This is a genomic window from Dyella sp., assembly GCF_036746095.1.
Lineage (GTDB): Bacteria > Pseudomonadota > Gammaproteobacteria > Xanthomonadales > Rhodanobacteraceae > Dyella_B.
Genome location: NZ_DAIOEU010000027.1, coordinates 23,507 through 39,327, shown reverse-complemented (window position 1 = coordinate 39,327; position 15,821 = coordinate 23,507). Strand labels below are relative to the sequence as shown.

At 63.3% G+C, this 15,821-nt stretch carries 9 protein-coding genes; 6 read left to right on the top strand and 3 right to left on the bottom strand.

Features of this window, described 5'->3' with window-relative positions; all coding sequences use genetic code 11:
* Positions 1-51 precede the first annotated feature (51 nt).
* Complete coding sequence (locus tag V7M64_RS12355) at positions 52-1,035, bottom strand: DUF3472 domain-containing protein (protein ID WP_333679451.1); 984 nt, start codon at positions 1,033-1,035, stop codon at positions 52-54.
* Positions 1,036-1,279: 244 nt separating this feature from the next.
* Complete coding sequence (gene hrpB / locus V7M64_RS12350) at positions 1,280-3,778, bottom strand: ATP-dependent helicase HrpB (protein ID WP_333679450.1); 2,499 nt, start codon at positions 3,776-3,778, stop codon at positions 1,280-1,282.
* 315 nt (positions 3,779-4,093) lie between these two features.
* Here hrpB and xylA point away from each other — a divergent pair, with 315 nt between their 5' ends.
* Positions 4,094-5,431, top strand: a complete 1,338-nt coding sequence (gene xylA, locus V7M64_RS12345; protein WP_333679449.1) for a xylose isomerase — start codon at positions 4,094-4,096, stop codon at positions 5,429-5,431.
* Positions 5,432-5,558: 127 nt separating this feature from the next.
* On the opposite strand, the gene V7M64_RS12340 is transcribed toward xylA, so the two are convergent.
* On the bottom strand, positions 5,559-6,635 hold the full coding sequence (locus tag V7M64_RS12340; RefSeq protein ID WP_333679448.1) for a LacI family DNA-binding transcriptional regulator: 1,077 nt from the start codon (positions 6,633-6,635) through the stop codon (positions 5,559-5,561).
* 188 nt (positions 6,636-6,823) lie between these two features.
* On the opposite strand from V7M64_RS12340, the gene V7M64_RS12335 reads away from it, so the two are divergent.
* The 5 genes from V7M64_RS12335 (at position 6,824) to V7M64_RS12315 (ending at position 15,754) form a co-directional block, all read left to right on the top strand.
* Positions 6,824-8,965: an alpha-glucuronidase family glycosyl hydrolase gene (locus V7M64_RS12335; protein WP_333679470.1), complete on the top strand. Its 2,142-nt coding sequence runs from the start codon at positions 6,824-6,826 to the stop codon at positions 8,963-8,965.
* Between the two features lie 29 nt (positions 8,966-8,994).
* The gene (locus V7M64_RS12330) at positions 8,995-10,950 is read left to right on the top strand and encodes a sialate O-acetylesterase (RefSeq protein ID WP_333679469.1); all 1,956 of its coding nucleotides are present in this window, start codon (positions 8,995-8,997) and stop codon (positions 10,948-10,950) included.
* An 8-nt stretch (positions 10,951-10,958) separates the two neighbouring features.
* Complete coding sequence (manD, locus tag V7M64_RS12325) at positions 10,959-12,209, top strand: D-mannonate dehydratase ManD (RefSeq protein WP_333679447.1); 1,251 nt, start codon at positions 10,959-10,961, stop codon at positions 12,207-12,209.
* Positions 12,210-12,455: 246 nt separating this feature from the next.
* Positions 12,456-14,606: a glycoside hydrolase family 3 C-terminal domain-containing protein gene (locus tag V7M64_RS12320; protein WP_333679468.1), complete on the top strand. Its 2,151-nt coding sequence runs from the start codon at positions 12,456-12,458 to the stop codon at positions 14,604-14,606.
* A 119-nt stretch (positions 14,607-14,725) separates the two neighbouring features.
* Positions 14,726-15,754, top strand: coding sequence for a sugar kinase (locus V7M64_RS12315; RefSeq protein ID WP_333679446.1), 1,029 nt, complete (start codon positions 14,726-14,728; stop codon positions 15,752-15,754).
* Positions 15,755-15,821: the final 67 nt, after the last annotated feature.

Below are 15,821 nucleotides of genomic sequence, written 5' to 3'. Positions count from 1 at the left end.
TTTTTTTCAGACGGGGATGCCGGCCCCAGTCACAGAACGATTCAGCCGTACTTAGATCCCGTTATAGGACGGCTCGGTTGTGCCTAGATATTGCCAATAGGCGTTGTTTGTTCCATCGATCGGGAAGTATCCGTAACGCCCGCCTGCATCCACCCACTGCAATTTGAAATATTCGGTCTTTTGGGTGTATGGGTTTTGGTACTTGTAAATGGAGCCGATTTTCCCCTTGCGGTCATAGTCGTCCCAATTTTGGGGGCCGTTGCTCAAACCGATCTGGTGAACGATCGCGGAGTCGACCTTGTCCGAGCGAGTGCCAACGTTGATGCCATCCTTGGCGCCAGATACCTGCAATAGCGAGCACGGCGCGCTGAAATTGCCGTAAGTTCGTGGAGTAATGCTGGCAGTCACGCCCAAGCCGCCGTCAGCGACCGGCGCATAGAAGGCGCCCCTCGCGTACGGTATGTTTTCGCAGCGCTCTCCGTTGACGAACACCTCGGTGAATGTGGTGACATTCCGTTGCAGGTTGCCCCATCCGGGCAGGGCTTGAATGCGTCCAAGCACCCATTGGCCCTTCGTATCGACATCCGTCACGGATACTTGCCACCACGGGCCTGCACCGCCGACGTTCTCCAGCCGGAAGCGATAGGTATGCCCCACCTGCCAATCGAATGCCGCCAGAACATGCTGTCCTTCGCCTTCGCCGCCGAAAGGCTCGGCGATCGCGCCAGGCATGGACGCAAGCGACGCTTTTGCATCCCAGATGGAAAAGATGATCTTTTTTGTTTGGCCGACTCTCTGCAGGCCGAGATAACCGCCCGGACCCGATTCGAACCAGAATTGCTGGGCCCAGAAGACGTAGCTCTTGCTACCTGGATCACTCTGTACCTGGAAAGAGAAATCAATGCTGGCGTTATTTCCCTTGTTGAGCACAAAGCCACCGGACGGCGTCGTAGTAAGCCCCCATGCGGCGGGGGAAATCAGTGCAATGCCCAAGGCTGCGAATTTCAGATTCTTTAAAAATGCCCCAATGTCCATGAGGTGGAACTCCAAGAAATTTTACGCGTGGATTGGGCAGGATTGCCCTGCGGGTTGGGATGGAACTCCACAAACCGCACGCGTATCTTAGTCATCCATTTTCGTGAGGGCATGATGAAAACGGCTCGATGGAATGCGCGAAATGTGCGATATGGATGACAGTCATGACCTGATCCACGAGAGGCAGACCAGATAGGACGCTCATGTATCGCGTTCGCGTCCCATTTCCTCGACCGGACGGAAATCACATTCTGCGCTTCGCCCGATGCGTCGGCGTCGCCGTCCACGGATCATCCGGCCAGGGATGCCTGGGATAACGCCCCTTCAATTCCTTCTTCACCTCCGGATAGGTGCGCTCCCAGAAACCCTGCAAATCCTGCGTTACCTGGATCGGACGTCCCGCTGGCGACAACAGATGCAAGGTCACGGGAATGCGTCCACCCGCTACGCGCGGCGTATCGGCAAGGCCAAACAATTCCTGCAGCTTCACCGCCAGCACCGGCGGCTCGCCGGGACTGTATTGGAGACGGCGTGTCTGCCCGCTCGGCACCGTAAGGCTGTCGGGCGCCTGCGCGTCCAGCTGCCTGCGTTGCTCGAAGTCGAACAACGCTGCGAGCGCCTGCGAAAGATCCTCTTCCGACAACGCGTCGAGCTTGCGCTTGTTTTGCAGGTAAGGCGCAAGCCAGTGTTCCAGCGTCGCCAACAGATGCGCATCGGAGACATCGGGCAAACCCAAGTCCGGCATCCATCCGCGCAGCGACTGCATGCGCAGGCGCAAGCGGCGTGCAGCTTCGCTCCATGGCAACACATCGAGCCCGCGTTGGCGAATCGCCGCAAGCAAGGCAGGCACGGCATCTTCCGCTTGCACGGGAACGCTGCGGCGCTCAAGCACGATGGCGCCGAAGCGACGTTCCTCGAATGCCTCCACGGCACCGCGACCTTCGTTCCAGCGCACGTTGCGCACACGCTGGAACTGTGCCGGATAGTCTTCTTCCAGCACGCGCGGGTCGAGCGGCGCGCCGGAAAGAATCAGGCTGTCGCGTGCTTCGTGGCGCAGATCCAGCACCACCAGCCAAGGTTCGCCCATCAACGCCGTCTGCTCGTGCAAACGCGCACCGCGACCGTTCGCCAGGGTGTAGCGCAACGGGCTGCCTTCGTCCTGGCGTGCGATGCGATCGGGAAACGCATGCAGCAACAGATCGCCCACCGCATGGCTGTGCGGCACGCCGCTGGCCGCACTGCGCAACCCCAGGCGTTGGCGCCAGCCTTTGCTCGCCTGCTCGATCGCCGCCAATGCGCCGGCATCGGCGCCGTGACTGGAACCCGTCGCGCTGCGCCGATCACGCCACGCATGCAGTGCGGCAACGCGGGCACGAAAATCATCGCTGCGCGCCTGTTCGCCACGCAGCGGCGAGCGCGCTTCCATCAGGGCGAGCAGATCGGCCACCAAGGCGTGCAAGGTTTCCGGTGCGCGCAATGCTGCCGCGCCAAGCCGTGGCGTGGCGCCGAGTTCCAGCATGCGGCGTCCCAGGGCGGTGATGCGTTGCTGCGCATCGAGCGCGCCCAGACGCGTCAACAGTTCGCGCGCTTGCGCCAGGGCACCGGTGGGCGGCGCGTCCAGCCACGGCAGTTGCGCACTGCCCCACGCCGCCAGCTCCAAGGCAAGGCCCGACAGTTCGGCCTGCGCGATTTCCGCCGTGCGCGATGCATCGAGTCGACGACTCTGCGGCCACAGGCGATACGCGCTGCCTTCGGCCACACGGCCCGCGCGGCCCGCGCGCTGATCGGCCGAGGCTTGCGAGATGGCCACCGTTTCCAGTCGCGTGAAACCGGAATTCGGGTCGAAGCGCGGCTCGCGTGCAAGGCCGGTATCGATCACCGCACGAATGCCGGGCAAGGTGACACTGGACTCGGCCACGTTGGTGGCAAGCACGATGCGCCGCATGCCCTGTTCCGCTGGCGCCAGCGCGAGCTGCTGCTCGGCCAGCGAAAGTTCGCCGTGCAGCGCCACCACTTCCACGTCATCGCGCTGCCACGCTTGCAGCATGCCCTCTACGCGCGCGATTTCACGACGGCCAGGCAGAAAGGTGAGCACGTCGCCCGGATTTTCCTCCAGCGCCTGGCGCATGACGCGCAACAGATGCTGTTCCATGCTTTCCTGCGTACGCGCCGGCGGGTATTGGACGCGCACCGGAAAGCTGCGCCCCGGACTGCTGATGCGTGGCGCATCCAGCCATTGCGCGATGCGTTCGCCATCCAGCGTGGCCGACATCACCACGATGCGCAGGTCCGGCCGCAAGGTGTGCTGGATATCCAATGCCAAGGCGGCACCCAGGTCGCCTGCCAGGTGACGTTCATGAAATTCGTCGAACAAGATCGCGCCGATGCCGGTGAGTTCCGGATCATCCTGGATCAGGCGCGTGAGGATGCCTTCGGTCACCACTTCGACGCGGGTGGCCGTACTGACTTTGGATTCGAAGCGGATGCGGTAGCCGACGGTCTGGCCGACCGGCTCACCCAGTTGCTGGGCCATGAACTGGGCGGCAGCACGCGCGGCGATACGCCGCGGCTCCAGCATCACGATCTTCTTGCCGTCGAGCCAGCTTTCGTTGCGCAACGCGAGCGGCACCTGCGTGGTCTTGCCGGCACCCGGCGGCGCCTCCAGCACCAGGCGCGGCCGGGCGGCCAGTGTGTTGCGCAGATCGGGGAGTAGCGGCGTGATGGGAAAGGGCAATGCGCTCATGCACGCCATGATAGTGGCCTCGCCCATCTTCGTCGCGTTGCAAAAATCGAATCCGAGCGCGTGGCATCAAGGATTTCTTCCTCGCAAGCGAGCGTAATTAGCGCAGCGCACCATCGAGTGGCGCCACGCTATACGCATGCTTTGCCGCGCCCTTCGCCCATGCCTTACGGCCTATAGGCCAGCATCGAACTTGCCAGCTGGATGCTTCTCGGATAGCGTAGTGATAGCGCTAACATTTTGCGGACGCACGCAGCGGTGCATGCGGCCGATTGCCATCGGTTTTCCGCATGACCCATCGACAGGGATCGAAACCTCATGAGCACGCCTTTCATCGGAAAACGCGAATACTTCCCCGGCATCGGCCGCATTCCCTTCGAAGGCCGCGAGTCGGACAACCCGCTGGCGTTCAAGCACTATGACGCCAACCGCAAGCTCGGCGACAAGACCATGGCCGAGCACCTGCGTTTTGCGGTGTGCTACTGGCACAGCTTCTGCAACGCGGGCCACGATCCATTCGGCCCCGGCACGCGCAACTATCCGTGGGATGCCGAAAGCTCGCCGATCGCGCGTGCGGAAGCCAAGCTCGATGCCGCGTTCGAGTTCTTCACCAAGCTGGGCGTGCCCTATTACTGCTTCCACGATATCGACATGGCGCCCGATGCGGACGACGTCGTCGAATACGAGAAGAACCTCAAGCACATGGTCGCCCTGGCCAAGATGCGCCAGAAGGCCAGCGGCATCCAATTGCTGTGGGGCACGGCAAACCTGTTCAGCCATCCGCGCTACATGAATGGCGCGGCGACCAATCCGGATTTCGCGGTCGTCGCGCGCGCTGGCGTGCAGATCAAGGCCGCACTGGAGGCCACCGTCGAGCTCGGCGGCGAGAACTACGTGTTCTGGGGTGGACGCGAAGGTTATGCCTCGCTGCATAACACGCAAATGAAGCGCGAGCTGGATCACTTCGCGCGCTTTCTTGCGATGGCGCGCGACTACGGCCGCAGCATCGGCTTCAAGGGCAACTTCCTGATCGAGCCCAAGCCGATGGAACCGATGAAGCATCAATACGATTTCGATTCCGCAACAGTCGCCGGTTTTCTGCAGCAGCATGGCCTGGACCAGGATTTCAAACTCAATATCGAAGCCAACCACGCCACGCTGTCGGGTCACACGTTCGAGCACGATCTGCAAGTTGCATCCGACCACGGCCTGCTCGGCAGCATCGACGCCAACCGCGGCAATGCGCAGAACGGCTGGGATACCGATCAGTTCCCGACCGATCTCTACGATACGGTCGGCGCGATGATGGTGGTGCTGCGCCAGGGCGGCCTGGCACCTGGCGGCCTGAACTTCGATGCGAAGGTGCGGCGCGAATCCACCGATGCGGACGATTTGTTCCTGGCGCATATCGGCGGCATGGATGCATTTGCGCGCGGCCTGGAAGTGGCGCATGCGCTGCTGACGCGCTCGCCCTGGGAAACCTTGCGCGCCGAACGCTATGCCAGCTTCGATCGGGGAGCGGGCAAGGATTTCGAGCAGGGCAAACTGAGTCTCGCCGATTTGCGCGAGTTCGCCGCCAAGCAAGGCGAGCCCGCCAAGCGCAGCGGCAAGCAGGAGCGTTACGAGAATCTGCTCAATCAATACCTGATGCGCTGAGATGCGCGATCAGCCGCTTGAATTGCCTCGCCGTTTCAACGAATGCGCGGATACCGACGTCCGCGGTTGTTGGCGTGCAATGTTGGGGTTCGGCTGTGCCTCACCCCAACCTTCGTCCGCCTCATGCCTAGGCTTTCTTGCCGGCCACCGCATGCGGCGGCGCCACCGAATCGCGCAGCACCAGCTGATGCGCGGCCACCTGGTGCACCACCACGCGCGGTTCGCTTTCCTTGCGGCGAATGGCGCGCAACAGGATATCGATGGCCGCATCCGCCATCGCCAGGATCGGCTGGCGAATGGTGGTGAGCTCCGGCCAGATCGTGGTCGCCGCGGAGCTATCGTCGAAACCGACGATGGACAGGTCACGCGGTACGTCGATGCCGCGCCGATGCGCGACCGACACCGCCGCGGCCGCCATGTCGTCGTTGCCGGCGAAGATGGCGGTGGGCGGCTTGCGCAAGGCGAGCAATTCTTCGGCCACCGGCAAGCCGGAGCGGTAGGTGAAATAGCCCTGCCGCACCAGTGCGGCGTCCAGCGGAATGCCCGCCTCCTTCAACGCGGCCTGATAGCCCTCGAAGCGACGCGTGCTGGCGCTTTGGCTGGGATTGCCCTTGATGCAGGCGATGCGCGTGTGTCCCATCTTGATGAGGTAGTGGGTGATTTCCTTGCCGGCCAGGAAATCGTCGATGCGCACGCTGGAGATATCGGGATCGAAACGCCCGGCGGCGATCGCCACCACGTGCACGCCGGCTTTCACCAGTTCGTCGATCACCGTTTTCGATTCGCACAATGGCGGCGGCAGGATCACGCCGGCCACCTTGCGCGCCAGCGCGCGCGCCGCCTTGCGCTCGGTGCCCACGCCAAGCTCGTCCCAGTCGGCAATGACCAGCTGGGCGGCCGAGCGCGCGGCGCCATGCAGCGTGCCCATCAGCAACTCGCGCAAATAGGCGCCGCTGGGATCGGTGTAGATCAGCGCGATGCGCGCATCCTGCGCCGCCGCCAGCGAGCTGGCCGCCGCGTTGGGCACGTAGCCGAGCTTGTTCACGGCCTGCATCACCTTCTCGCGCGTCGTGTCGCGCACCTTGCTGTGGCTATTGATGACGCGCGATACGGTCATCGGCGAGACCTTGGCAAGCGCGGCCACTTCATCGATGGTGACGGCGCCACCTTTGCGTCGCACCGATTTCTTGTCTGTCCTCTTCAAGGTCGTTTCCTTTCAGGCGAATCCGCCGCGGTCAGCAACGCAACGTGGTTACGGCTGGCATCGTCGGTCATTTCAAGGCGGATATGAGCGCATTTTTGCATATGTTAGCGATAACAGGAGCGACCGGCGACGGTATCGGCGGGCGCCGGCGGCCGGCCATATGGCTGTTTTTCCGAACGCTCGCCGGCATGGCGCTGATGCTCGCCGCGATGTCGTGGATGGCGCCGGCACACGCCGAAGACGGCTATGAGCTATGGCTGCGCTACCACCCGCTGGCCGCCGAGCAGATCCAGCGCGATCGCAGCCATGCCTCGCAACTGATCGCCGACGCCGCCACGCCCACGCGCGCGGCTGCCCGCGCGGAACTGCTGCGCGGCCTGCACGGCTTGCTGGGTGCCGCGCCGCCCGTGTCGGATTCGGTCACCCGCGATGGCGCGATCATCGCCGGCACGCCGGCTTCCTCGCCGCTGGTGGCGCAGCTGCATGTGGATACTTCCGGCCTTGGCAAAGACGGCTACGTGATCCGCAGCGTCACGCTGCATGGCCACGCCGTCACCGCCATCGTCGGCCATGACGATATCGGCGTGCTGTACGGCAGTTTCCACTTCCTGCGGCTGCTGCAGACCGGGCAGTCCATCGATCACCTGGATATCACCGAGGTGCCGCGCATCAAGCTGCGCGTGCTTGATCATTGGGACAACCTCAACGGCAGCGTCGAGCGCGGCTATGCCGGGGCCTCCATCTGGGATTGGTGGAAACTGCCGGACTGGACGTCGCCACGCTACACCGATTACGCACGCGCCAATGCCTCGATCGGCATCAATGGCGTGGTGCTCAACAATGTCAATGCCGATGCGCTGATCCTTACCCCCGTGTACTTGAAGAAAGTAGCGGCGCTGGCGGATGTGTTTCGCCCGTATGGCATCCGCGTGTATCTCAGCGTGCGCTTCAGCGCACCGATTGAAATCGGAGGCTTGAAAACCGCCGATCCGCTCGATCCTGCCGTGAAAAAATGGTGGCGCGAGAAGACCGACGAAATCTACAAGCTCGTTCCGGATTTCGGCGGCTTCCTGGTCAAGGCCAATTCCGAAGGCCAGCCCGGTCCGCAGGATTACCAGCGCACGCACGCGGACGGCGCCAACCTGTTCGCCGATGTGCTCGCACCGCATGGCGGCGTGGTGATGTGGCGTGCGTTTGTCTATTCGCAAAACAGCGCGGACGATCGCGCCAAGCAGGCGTATGGCGAATTCAAGCCGCTCGACGGCCGCTTCCGCGCCAACGTGCTGTTGCAGGTGAAGAACGGCCCGATCGATTTCCAGCCGCGCGAACCGTTCAGCCCCTTGTTTGGCGCGATGCCGAAGACGCCGCTGATGATGGAATTCCAGATCACCAAGGAATACCTCGGCTTCGCCACGCATCTGGTCTATCTCGGCCCGCTGTACGAGGAAGTGCTGTCGTCCGACACGATGGCCAAGGGCCAAGGTTCCACCGTGGCGAAAGTGATCGACGGTACGCTGGACGGACATGCGCTGAGCGGTATCGCCGGCGTCGCCAACATCGGCACCGACCGCGATTGGTGCGGCTCCGATTTCAACCAGGCCAACTGGTACGTCTTCGGGCGCCTGGCCTGGGACCCGACCCTCTCCACGCGCGCCATCGCCGAAGAATGGGTGCGCATGACCTTCAGCAACGACGCGGCCTTCGTCAAGCCCGTGGTCGACATGATGATGGGTTCGCGCGAAGCGGCCGTCGATTACATGACGCCGCTTGGCCTGGCTCACCTGATGGGCCCCGGCCATCATTATGGTCCTGCGCCATGGGACAAGAGCCTCGCGCGCGCGGATTGGCAGCCGCCTTATTACCACCGCGCGGACCACCAGGGCATCGGCTTCGATCGCACGCGCAGCGGCAGCGACGCGGCGGACCAATATGCGCCACCGATCGCGTCGCGATTCAACGACGTCACGCAAACGCCGGACACGCTGCTGCTGTGGTTCCATCACCTGCCATGGGATTACCGCATGCGCTCCGGCAACACGCTGTGGTACGAACTGGTGGCGCATTACACGCATGGCGTGGACGACGTAAGGCAGATGCGCGAAACCTGGAGCCATCTGGACGGCTACATCGACGCCGACCGCTACCGCAAGGCCGCCACCTTCCTCGCCATCCAGGAGCGCGAAGCGCAGTGGTGGCGCGACGCCTGCATTGCCTATTTCCAGCAGATTTCCGGCCTGCCATTGCCGCCCGGCTTTGCGCCGCCACCGCATCCGCTGTCGTACTACGAATCGCTGTCATTCCATTACGTACCGGGACAATCGTCATGGTGAGCAAGTTTTCGCAAGTCAAACGTCGCAGCATGGCTGCTGCGCTGCTGGTGCTTTTAGGTGTACAGGCGGTGCAGGCGGCCGATGAGCATGCACCGCTGTTGAACCCCCTCTTCCAGGATCACGCCGTGATACAGCGCGATCGGGCCGATCCGGTGTGGGGGCATGCCAAGCCTGGCGAGGCGGTGAACATTTCTTTTGACGGCCATGACATCCACGCACAGGCCGATGCCGACGGGCGTTGGCAAGCGTCGCTTCCGGCGCACGCTGCAGGCGGACCTTATACGCTCACCGTCGCCACACCCGACGGCGACACGCAAACTATCCACGATGTATTGGTGGGTGATGTGTGGCTGTGTTCCGGCCAATCCAACATGCAGCTACAGGTGAAGCGGGCACTGGATGCACGTGCCGAAGTGCAGGATGCATCCAACGACCGTATCCGCGTACTGACCGTGGACGACATCAGCAGCGTGAAGCCGCTGGACAGCATTCCCGCTTCCGATCATTGGCTGGCGACGACGCCGAAAACGATCGCCGAGTTCTCCGCCACTTGCTATTTCTACGCGCGCGAACTGCAGAAAGACGTGCCGGTGCCGATGGGCCTGGTCGTTGCCGCGTGGGGCGGCTCGCGCATCGAACCGTGGATGAGCGAGGCCGCGCTGCGCAAGGTCGGCGACTATGGCGCATCGCTGGATCTGCTTGCCGAGTATCGCAAGGATCCGGTGCATGCCGGCCAGCAATGGAGCCGCGTATGGCAGGCATGGTGGCATTCGCGTCCCGGCATCGCGAAGAACGACGAGCCATGGAACCCGGCCGACGCCAACGACAACGGCTGGCTCGCCGCGCCGATCGACAGCGGCGCGTGGCAACACTGGGGTAAACCGGAACTCGCCAACTTCACCGGCATGCTCTGGTACCGCACCAGCGTGACCTTGACCCAGGCACAGGCCGCGCAACACGCGGCGCTCAACTTTACCGCCAACGAAATCGACCAGACCTGGGTGAATGGGCATTGGGTCGGTACCGGTTATGGCAACGGTGATGTCCGCGGTTATGCGATACCGCCGGGCGTGCTGCACGAAGGCAAAAACCTGATTGCCGTGAACGTGCTCAATACCTATCGCGATGGCGGCATCTACGGACCGTCATCGAAGCGTGCACTGCACCTGGCCGACGGCTCCAATGTGCCGCTCGGGACGTGGCAGTACAAAGTGGTGCCGCTCGCCTATGGCGCGCCGCCGAATGTGCCATGGCAGTCGACCTCCGGCCTCACCACGCTCTACAACGGCATGATCGCGCCGCTTGGCCACTACGCCTTCCGTGGCGAACTGTGGTACCAGGGCGAGTCGAATACCGGCGATGCCGCCAGCTATCGCAAACTGCTGGAAGCATGGCGCGCGGACGAACGCGAACGCTTCGGCGCCGACTTGCCGGTGCTGATCGCGCAATTGTCGAGCTATGGTCCGTCGCCGAGGCATCCGGGCGAAAGCGGTTGGGCCGACGTGCGCGAAGCGCAGCGCCTGGCGGCGGCGGAAGATCCGCATTCCGGACTGGCCGTCTCCGTGGATATCGGCGAACGCTACGACATTCATCCGGCCAACAAGCAGGAACTGGGGCGCCGCCTGGCGCGGGCCGCGCGCCATGTCATCTACGGCGCAGCGTTGCCGCCCTCCGGTCCGACGCCGGCAGCGGCACGACAAACCGGCGACACGGTGACGCTCACCTTCCATGACGTCACCGGCCAGCTGGTCGCCTACAGCGCCGACAATCCGATCGGTTTCGAATTGTGTGGCGACCAGCCGGGCTCGTGCCACTACGCCCTGGCCGAAATCCACGGCAACCAGGTTGTGCTGCATGCACACGCTTCGGCACAGAACGCCGCACGCGTGCGCTACTGCTGGGCCGACAGCCCGATCTGCACGCTGTACGACCAGGCCGGACTGCCGGCCGGTCCGTTCCAGCTGACCATCACGTCAACCCATTGAACATCGCCATGAATGCATCTTCTGAAACTACCTCACACGGTTCCCACCGCGATCGCGAGATCGTCGATGCGCGCGTCATCGTCACCTGCCCCGGCCGCAATTTCGTCACGCTGAAGATCGAAACGCGTTCGGGCATCACCGGCCTGGGCGACGCGACGCTCAACGGGCGCGAGCTGGCCGTGGCCTCGTATCTGCAGGACCACGTGGTGCCGAACCTGATCGGCCGCGATGCCGGGCGTATCGAGGACATCTGGCAATTCCTCTATCGCGGCGCGTACTGGCGGCGCGGCCCGGTCACCATGACCGCCATTGCCGCGGTGGACGTGGCGCTGTGGGACATCCTCGGCAAACTTGCCGGCTTGCCGGTCTACCAGTTGCTCGGTGGGCGTTCGCGCGAAGGCGCGCTGGTATACGGCCATGCCAACGGGCGCGACATTGCCGAGGCCAGCGATGCCGTCGGCCGCTTCATCGAACAGGGTTTTCTTGCCGTGCGCGCGCAATGCGGCGTGCCGGGCGTGAAGAAGGCCTACGGCATTTCCAGCGGCAAGGCCTATGAGCCGGCGGAAAGCGAACTACCGCTGGAAACCGTGTGGTCGACGCCGCAATACCTCGATGTCGTGCCGCAGCTGTTCGAGCGCCTGCGTGCCGATCACGGCAACGATGTCCATCTGCTGCATGACGTGCATCATCGCCTCTCGCCGATCGAGGCGGCGCGGCTTGCACGCAGCGTGGAACCCTATCGCCTGTTCTGGCTGGAAGATGCCACGCCGGCGGAAAACCAGAAGTCGTTCGAACTGATCCGGCAACACTCCACCACGCCGCTGGCCGTGGGCGAGGTGTTCAATTCGATCTGGGACTGCAAGCACCTGATCGAGAACCAGCTGATCGATTACATCCGCACCACCATCGTGCACGGTGGCGGCATCACGCATCTGCGTCGCCTGGCGGATTTCGCGGCGCTGCATCAGGTGCGTACCGGCTTCCACGGCGCCACCGACTTGTCGCCGGTGTGCATGGGCGCGGCACTGCATTTCGATACCTGGGTGCCGAACTTCGGCATCCAGGAATACATGTTCCATACCGACGAGACCAACGAGGTGTTTCCGCACGACTACGTATTCCGCGGCGGGCGGCTGCATGTCGGCGACGCGCCGGGGCATGGGGTGGACATCGATGAAAAGCTGGCGGCGCGGTTTCCGTATGCGCCCAAGCAGTTGCCGGTGGCGCGGCTGGAGGATGGGACGATGTGGGATTGGTGAGCGACGAGCCGTCATTCCGGCGAAGGCCGAGGCGCTTTACAACAGCGAAGCTGGTCAATCCAGTCTAAATACGCGTCCGAAGGACACGACACTTTTTATATTGAGTGCTGCACACGACGTATTTGAACTGGATTCCGGCCTTCGCCGGAATGACGTGAGGCGGGACATGTTTTATCGACACATTCATATGTAGGCAAAAGGATTCTCATGAACAAGTTACCTGGCAAGGTCATACTTGCCGCCATCATGCTGGCGCTCAGCGCATCGGCATGGTCGCAAACAGATGCCTACAAGAATCCCGAGCTGAGCTTCGAACAACGCGCCGCCGACCTCGTCGCGCACATGACCCTCGAGGAAAAAGTCTCGCAAATGCAAAACGTCGCCCCAGCGATCCCGCGCCTGGGCATTCCCGCCTACGACTGGTGGAACGAAGGCCTGCACGGCGTGGCGCGCGCAGGACAGGCGACGGTTTTTCCGCAGGCGATCGGCCTGGCGGCAACCTTCGACACCGCGCTGATGCACCAGGTCGCCACCACCATCAGCGACGAAGCGCGCGCCAAGTACAACCAGTTCCAGCGGCAAGGCCTGCACGCGCGCTATGAAGGCCTGACCTTCTGGTCGCCCAACATCAACATCTTCCGCGATCCGCGCTGGGGCCGCGGGCAGGAAACCTATGGCGAAGACCCGTTCCTGACCTCGCGCATGGGCGTTGCGTTCGTGGAAGGCATGCAGGGCGACGATCCGAAGTACCGCAAGCTCGATGCCACCGCCAAGCATTTCGTCGTGCATAGCGGCCCGGAATCGGAACGCCACCGTTTCGACGTGCACCCCAGCGAGCGCGACCTCTACGAAACGTACCTGCCCGCCTTCCAGGCACTGGTGCAGGAAGCGAAGGTCGATGCGGTGATGGGCGCCTACAACCGCGTGGATGGCGAATCGGCCTCCGCCAATCCGCGCCTGCTGCAAAACATTTTGCGCAAGCAATGGGGCTTCAACGGCTACACCGTCTCCGACTGCGATGCGGTGGAAGACATCTACAAGCAGCACAGGCTCGTGCCGAGCGCCGAACAGGCCGCCGCCTTGGCGGTGAAGAGCGGCATGGACCTCAACTGCGGCACGACCTATGCGGCGCTCACCCAGGCCGTGCACGATGGCCTGGTTGCGGAAAGCGACATCGACAACGCGCTCAGGCAACTGATGACGGCGCGCTTCCGGCTCGGCATGTTCGATCCGCCGGCACGCGTGCCGTGGTCGACGCTGTCTTACTCGGTCAATCAATCTCCGCAGCATGATGAGCTGGCGCGCCGCGCGGCAGACGAATCGATCGTCTTGCTGAAAAACAACGGCGTGTTGCCCCTGTCGCCTGATGTCCACCGCATTGCGGTGATCGGCCCGACCGCCGATGGCGTGGCGCCGCTGCTTGGCAATTACCATGGCACGCCGAAAGCGCCGGTGACCATCCTGCAGGGCATCCGCGAGGCCGCGCCGCACGCGGAAGTGACCTATGCACCTGGCGCGGACCTGGTCGAAGGCATCAAGGACGGCCTCGCCAATCCGGCCAAAGCCCACGACGATGCCCTGCATGCCGCGCAACAGGCCGACGTGGTGATCTTCGTCGGCGGCCTTACCGCCGACCTGGAAGGCGAGGAGATGAAGGTCAACTACCCGCGCTTTGCCGGTGGTGACCGCACCGATCTGCGCCTGCCCGCCTCACAGGAAAAACTGCTTCAAGCGCTGCAAGCCACCGGCAAGCCGGTCGTGCTGGTGCTCACCAGCGGTTCGGCGCTGGCCATCGACTGGGCCAAGCAGCATGTGCCGGCGATCCTGCTGGCCTGGTATCCCGGCCAGCGCGGTGGCACGGCGGTGGCGGACGCGTTGTTCGGCCATACCGATCCAGCCGGCCGCCTGCCGATCACGTTCTACAAGGCCGATGAAAAATTACCGCCGTTCGATGACTACCACATGGAAGGCCGCACCTATCGCTACTTCAAGGGCGAGGCGCTCTATCCGTTCGGCTACGGCCTGTCTTACACGCACTTCGCCTATGCGGATCTGCAGCTCGATCGCGACAAGGCTGCGCCTGGCGATCACATCAAGGTCACGCTGAAAGTGAAGAACACGGGCGAGCGTGCTGGCGATGAAGTGGTGCAGCTTTACCTCAAGCCGCTGGGTGAGACGCATGCGCGCGTGAACGAGGAGCTGCATGGCTTTCAACGCATGCACCTGCAAGCGGGCGAAACACAGGCCGTTTCCTTTGATATCTCGCCGGCAACGGACCTGAAGTATTACGACGAAGTGCAGCATGCGTATGCTGTCGATCCGGGTAGATACCGGGTGCAGGTTGGTGCCTCCAGTTCCGACATTCGTTTGGCGCAGGATTTTGTGGTTGAACAATGATCACGACACTCCAGGGATCACCCTCTCGCTGGAATGACGAGAGACCCCAACCCAACCCTCCCCTGCTGCCGTAGGGGAGGGAGCTGATCACGGCAAGCATCATGTCATCCGGAACCAACATGCCTAACAGCACAGCCACCCGCATCGCCTGCTTCGGCGAACTGCTGATGCGCCTTTCGCCACCCGGCTGCGAACTTCCGCTGCAATCCCCACGCTTCAACGTGCACTTTGGCGGCGCGGAAGCAAACGTGGCTGCCTCGCTCGCCATCCTCGGCCACCACAGCGTGATGATCAGCGCCTTGCCCGACAACATGCTGGGCCGCGCATGCGCCGCCGAACTGCGCAAGCACGGCGTGGAGACCGGCAGCATCCGCCACGTGGAAGGACGCATGGGCGTGTATTACCTCTCGCCCGGCGCCGTGCACCGTCCTTCGGAAGTGCTGTACGACCGCGCCGATTCCGTGTTCGCGCGCACACCGGCCGAAGCCTACGACTGGCCGCAGGTGCTGGCCGGCGCCCAATGGCTGCATCTGTCGGGCATCAACCTGGCACTGGGCGAAACCACCTCGCGCGCGGCCTTGGCGGCGGTGCATGCGGCTCGCGCAGCGGGCATGTCGATCTCTTTCGATTGCAACTATCGCAGCAAGCTGTGGGGTGCACGCGCCCTGCGCGCACCCGCCATGTTGCGCGAGATCGTCGGCCACGCCAACGTACTGTTCGGCAATGACCGCGACATCGCGCTGATGCTCGGCGCGGATTTTCCGCACGTCGATGCCATTGCACGTTTTCGCGCTGCGGCCGATGCCGCCTTCGCCACGTGGCCGCACCTGCAGCGCATGGCATCGACCGAACGCCTGCACCGGAACGTGGACGACCAGGATCTCCTCGGCCTGATGGCGACGCGCGACCGCATGCTGACGACGGCCACGCATACCTTGTCTGGCATCGTTGACCGCATCGGCGGTGGCGACGCGTTTGCAGCGGGACTGCTGCACGGCTTGTTCCGCGGCATGCCGGACGAGGCCATGCTCGATTTCGCCATCACCGCCGCGTGCTTGAAGCACTCGATTCCCGGTGACGTCAATCTGCTGCGCGAAGCCGACATGCTCGCCTTTCTCGCGCATGGCGGCTTTGAGGTGAGACGTTGATGATGGCCGCGAACCTTACCTACTCCGTCACCCCGGCGAAAGCCGGGGCCCAGCACCTTGAAGGGCG

Bases quoted from the DNA above. Each gene is read 5' to 3' on its own strand.
- hrpB (WP_333679450.1), bottom strand. From the start codon at position 3,778: ATGAGCGCATTGCCCTTTCCCATCACGCCGCTACTCCCCGATCTGCGC.
- V7M64_RS12330 (WP_333679469.1), top strand. From the start codon at position 8,995: ATGGCTGCTGCGCTGCTGGTGCTTTTAGGTGTACAGGCGGTGCAGGCG.
- xylA (WP_333679449.1), top strand. From the start codon at position 4,094: ATGAGCACGCCTTTCATCGGAAAACGCGAATACTTCCCCGGCATCGGC.
- V7M64_RS12355 (WP_333679451.1), bottom strand. From the start codon at position 1,035: ATGGACATTGGGGCATTTTTAAAGAATCTGAAATTCGCAGCCTTGGGC.
- V7M64_RS12335 (WP_333679470.1), top strand. From the start codon at position 6,824: ATGGCGCTGATGCTCGCCGCGATGTCGTGGATGGCGCCGGCACACGCC.
- V7M64_RS12320 (WP_333679468.1), top strand. From the start codon at position 12,456: ATGCTGGCGCTCAGCGCATCGGCATGGTCGCAAACAGATGCCTACAAG.
- V7M64_RS12315 (WP_333679446.1), top strand. From the start codon at position 14,726: ATGCCTAACAGCACAGCCACCCGCATCGCCTGCTTCGGCGAACTGCTG.
- manD (WP_333679447.1), top strand. From the start codon at position 10,959: ATGAATGCATCTTCTGAAACTACCTCACACGGTTCCCACCGCGATCGC.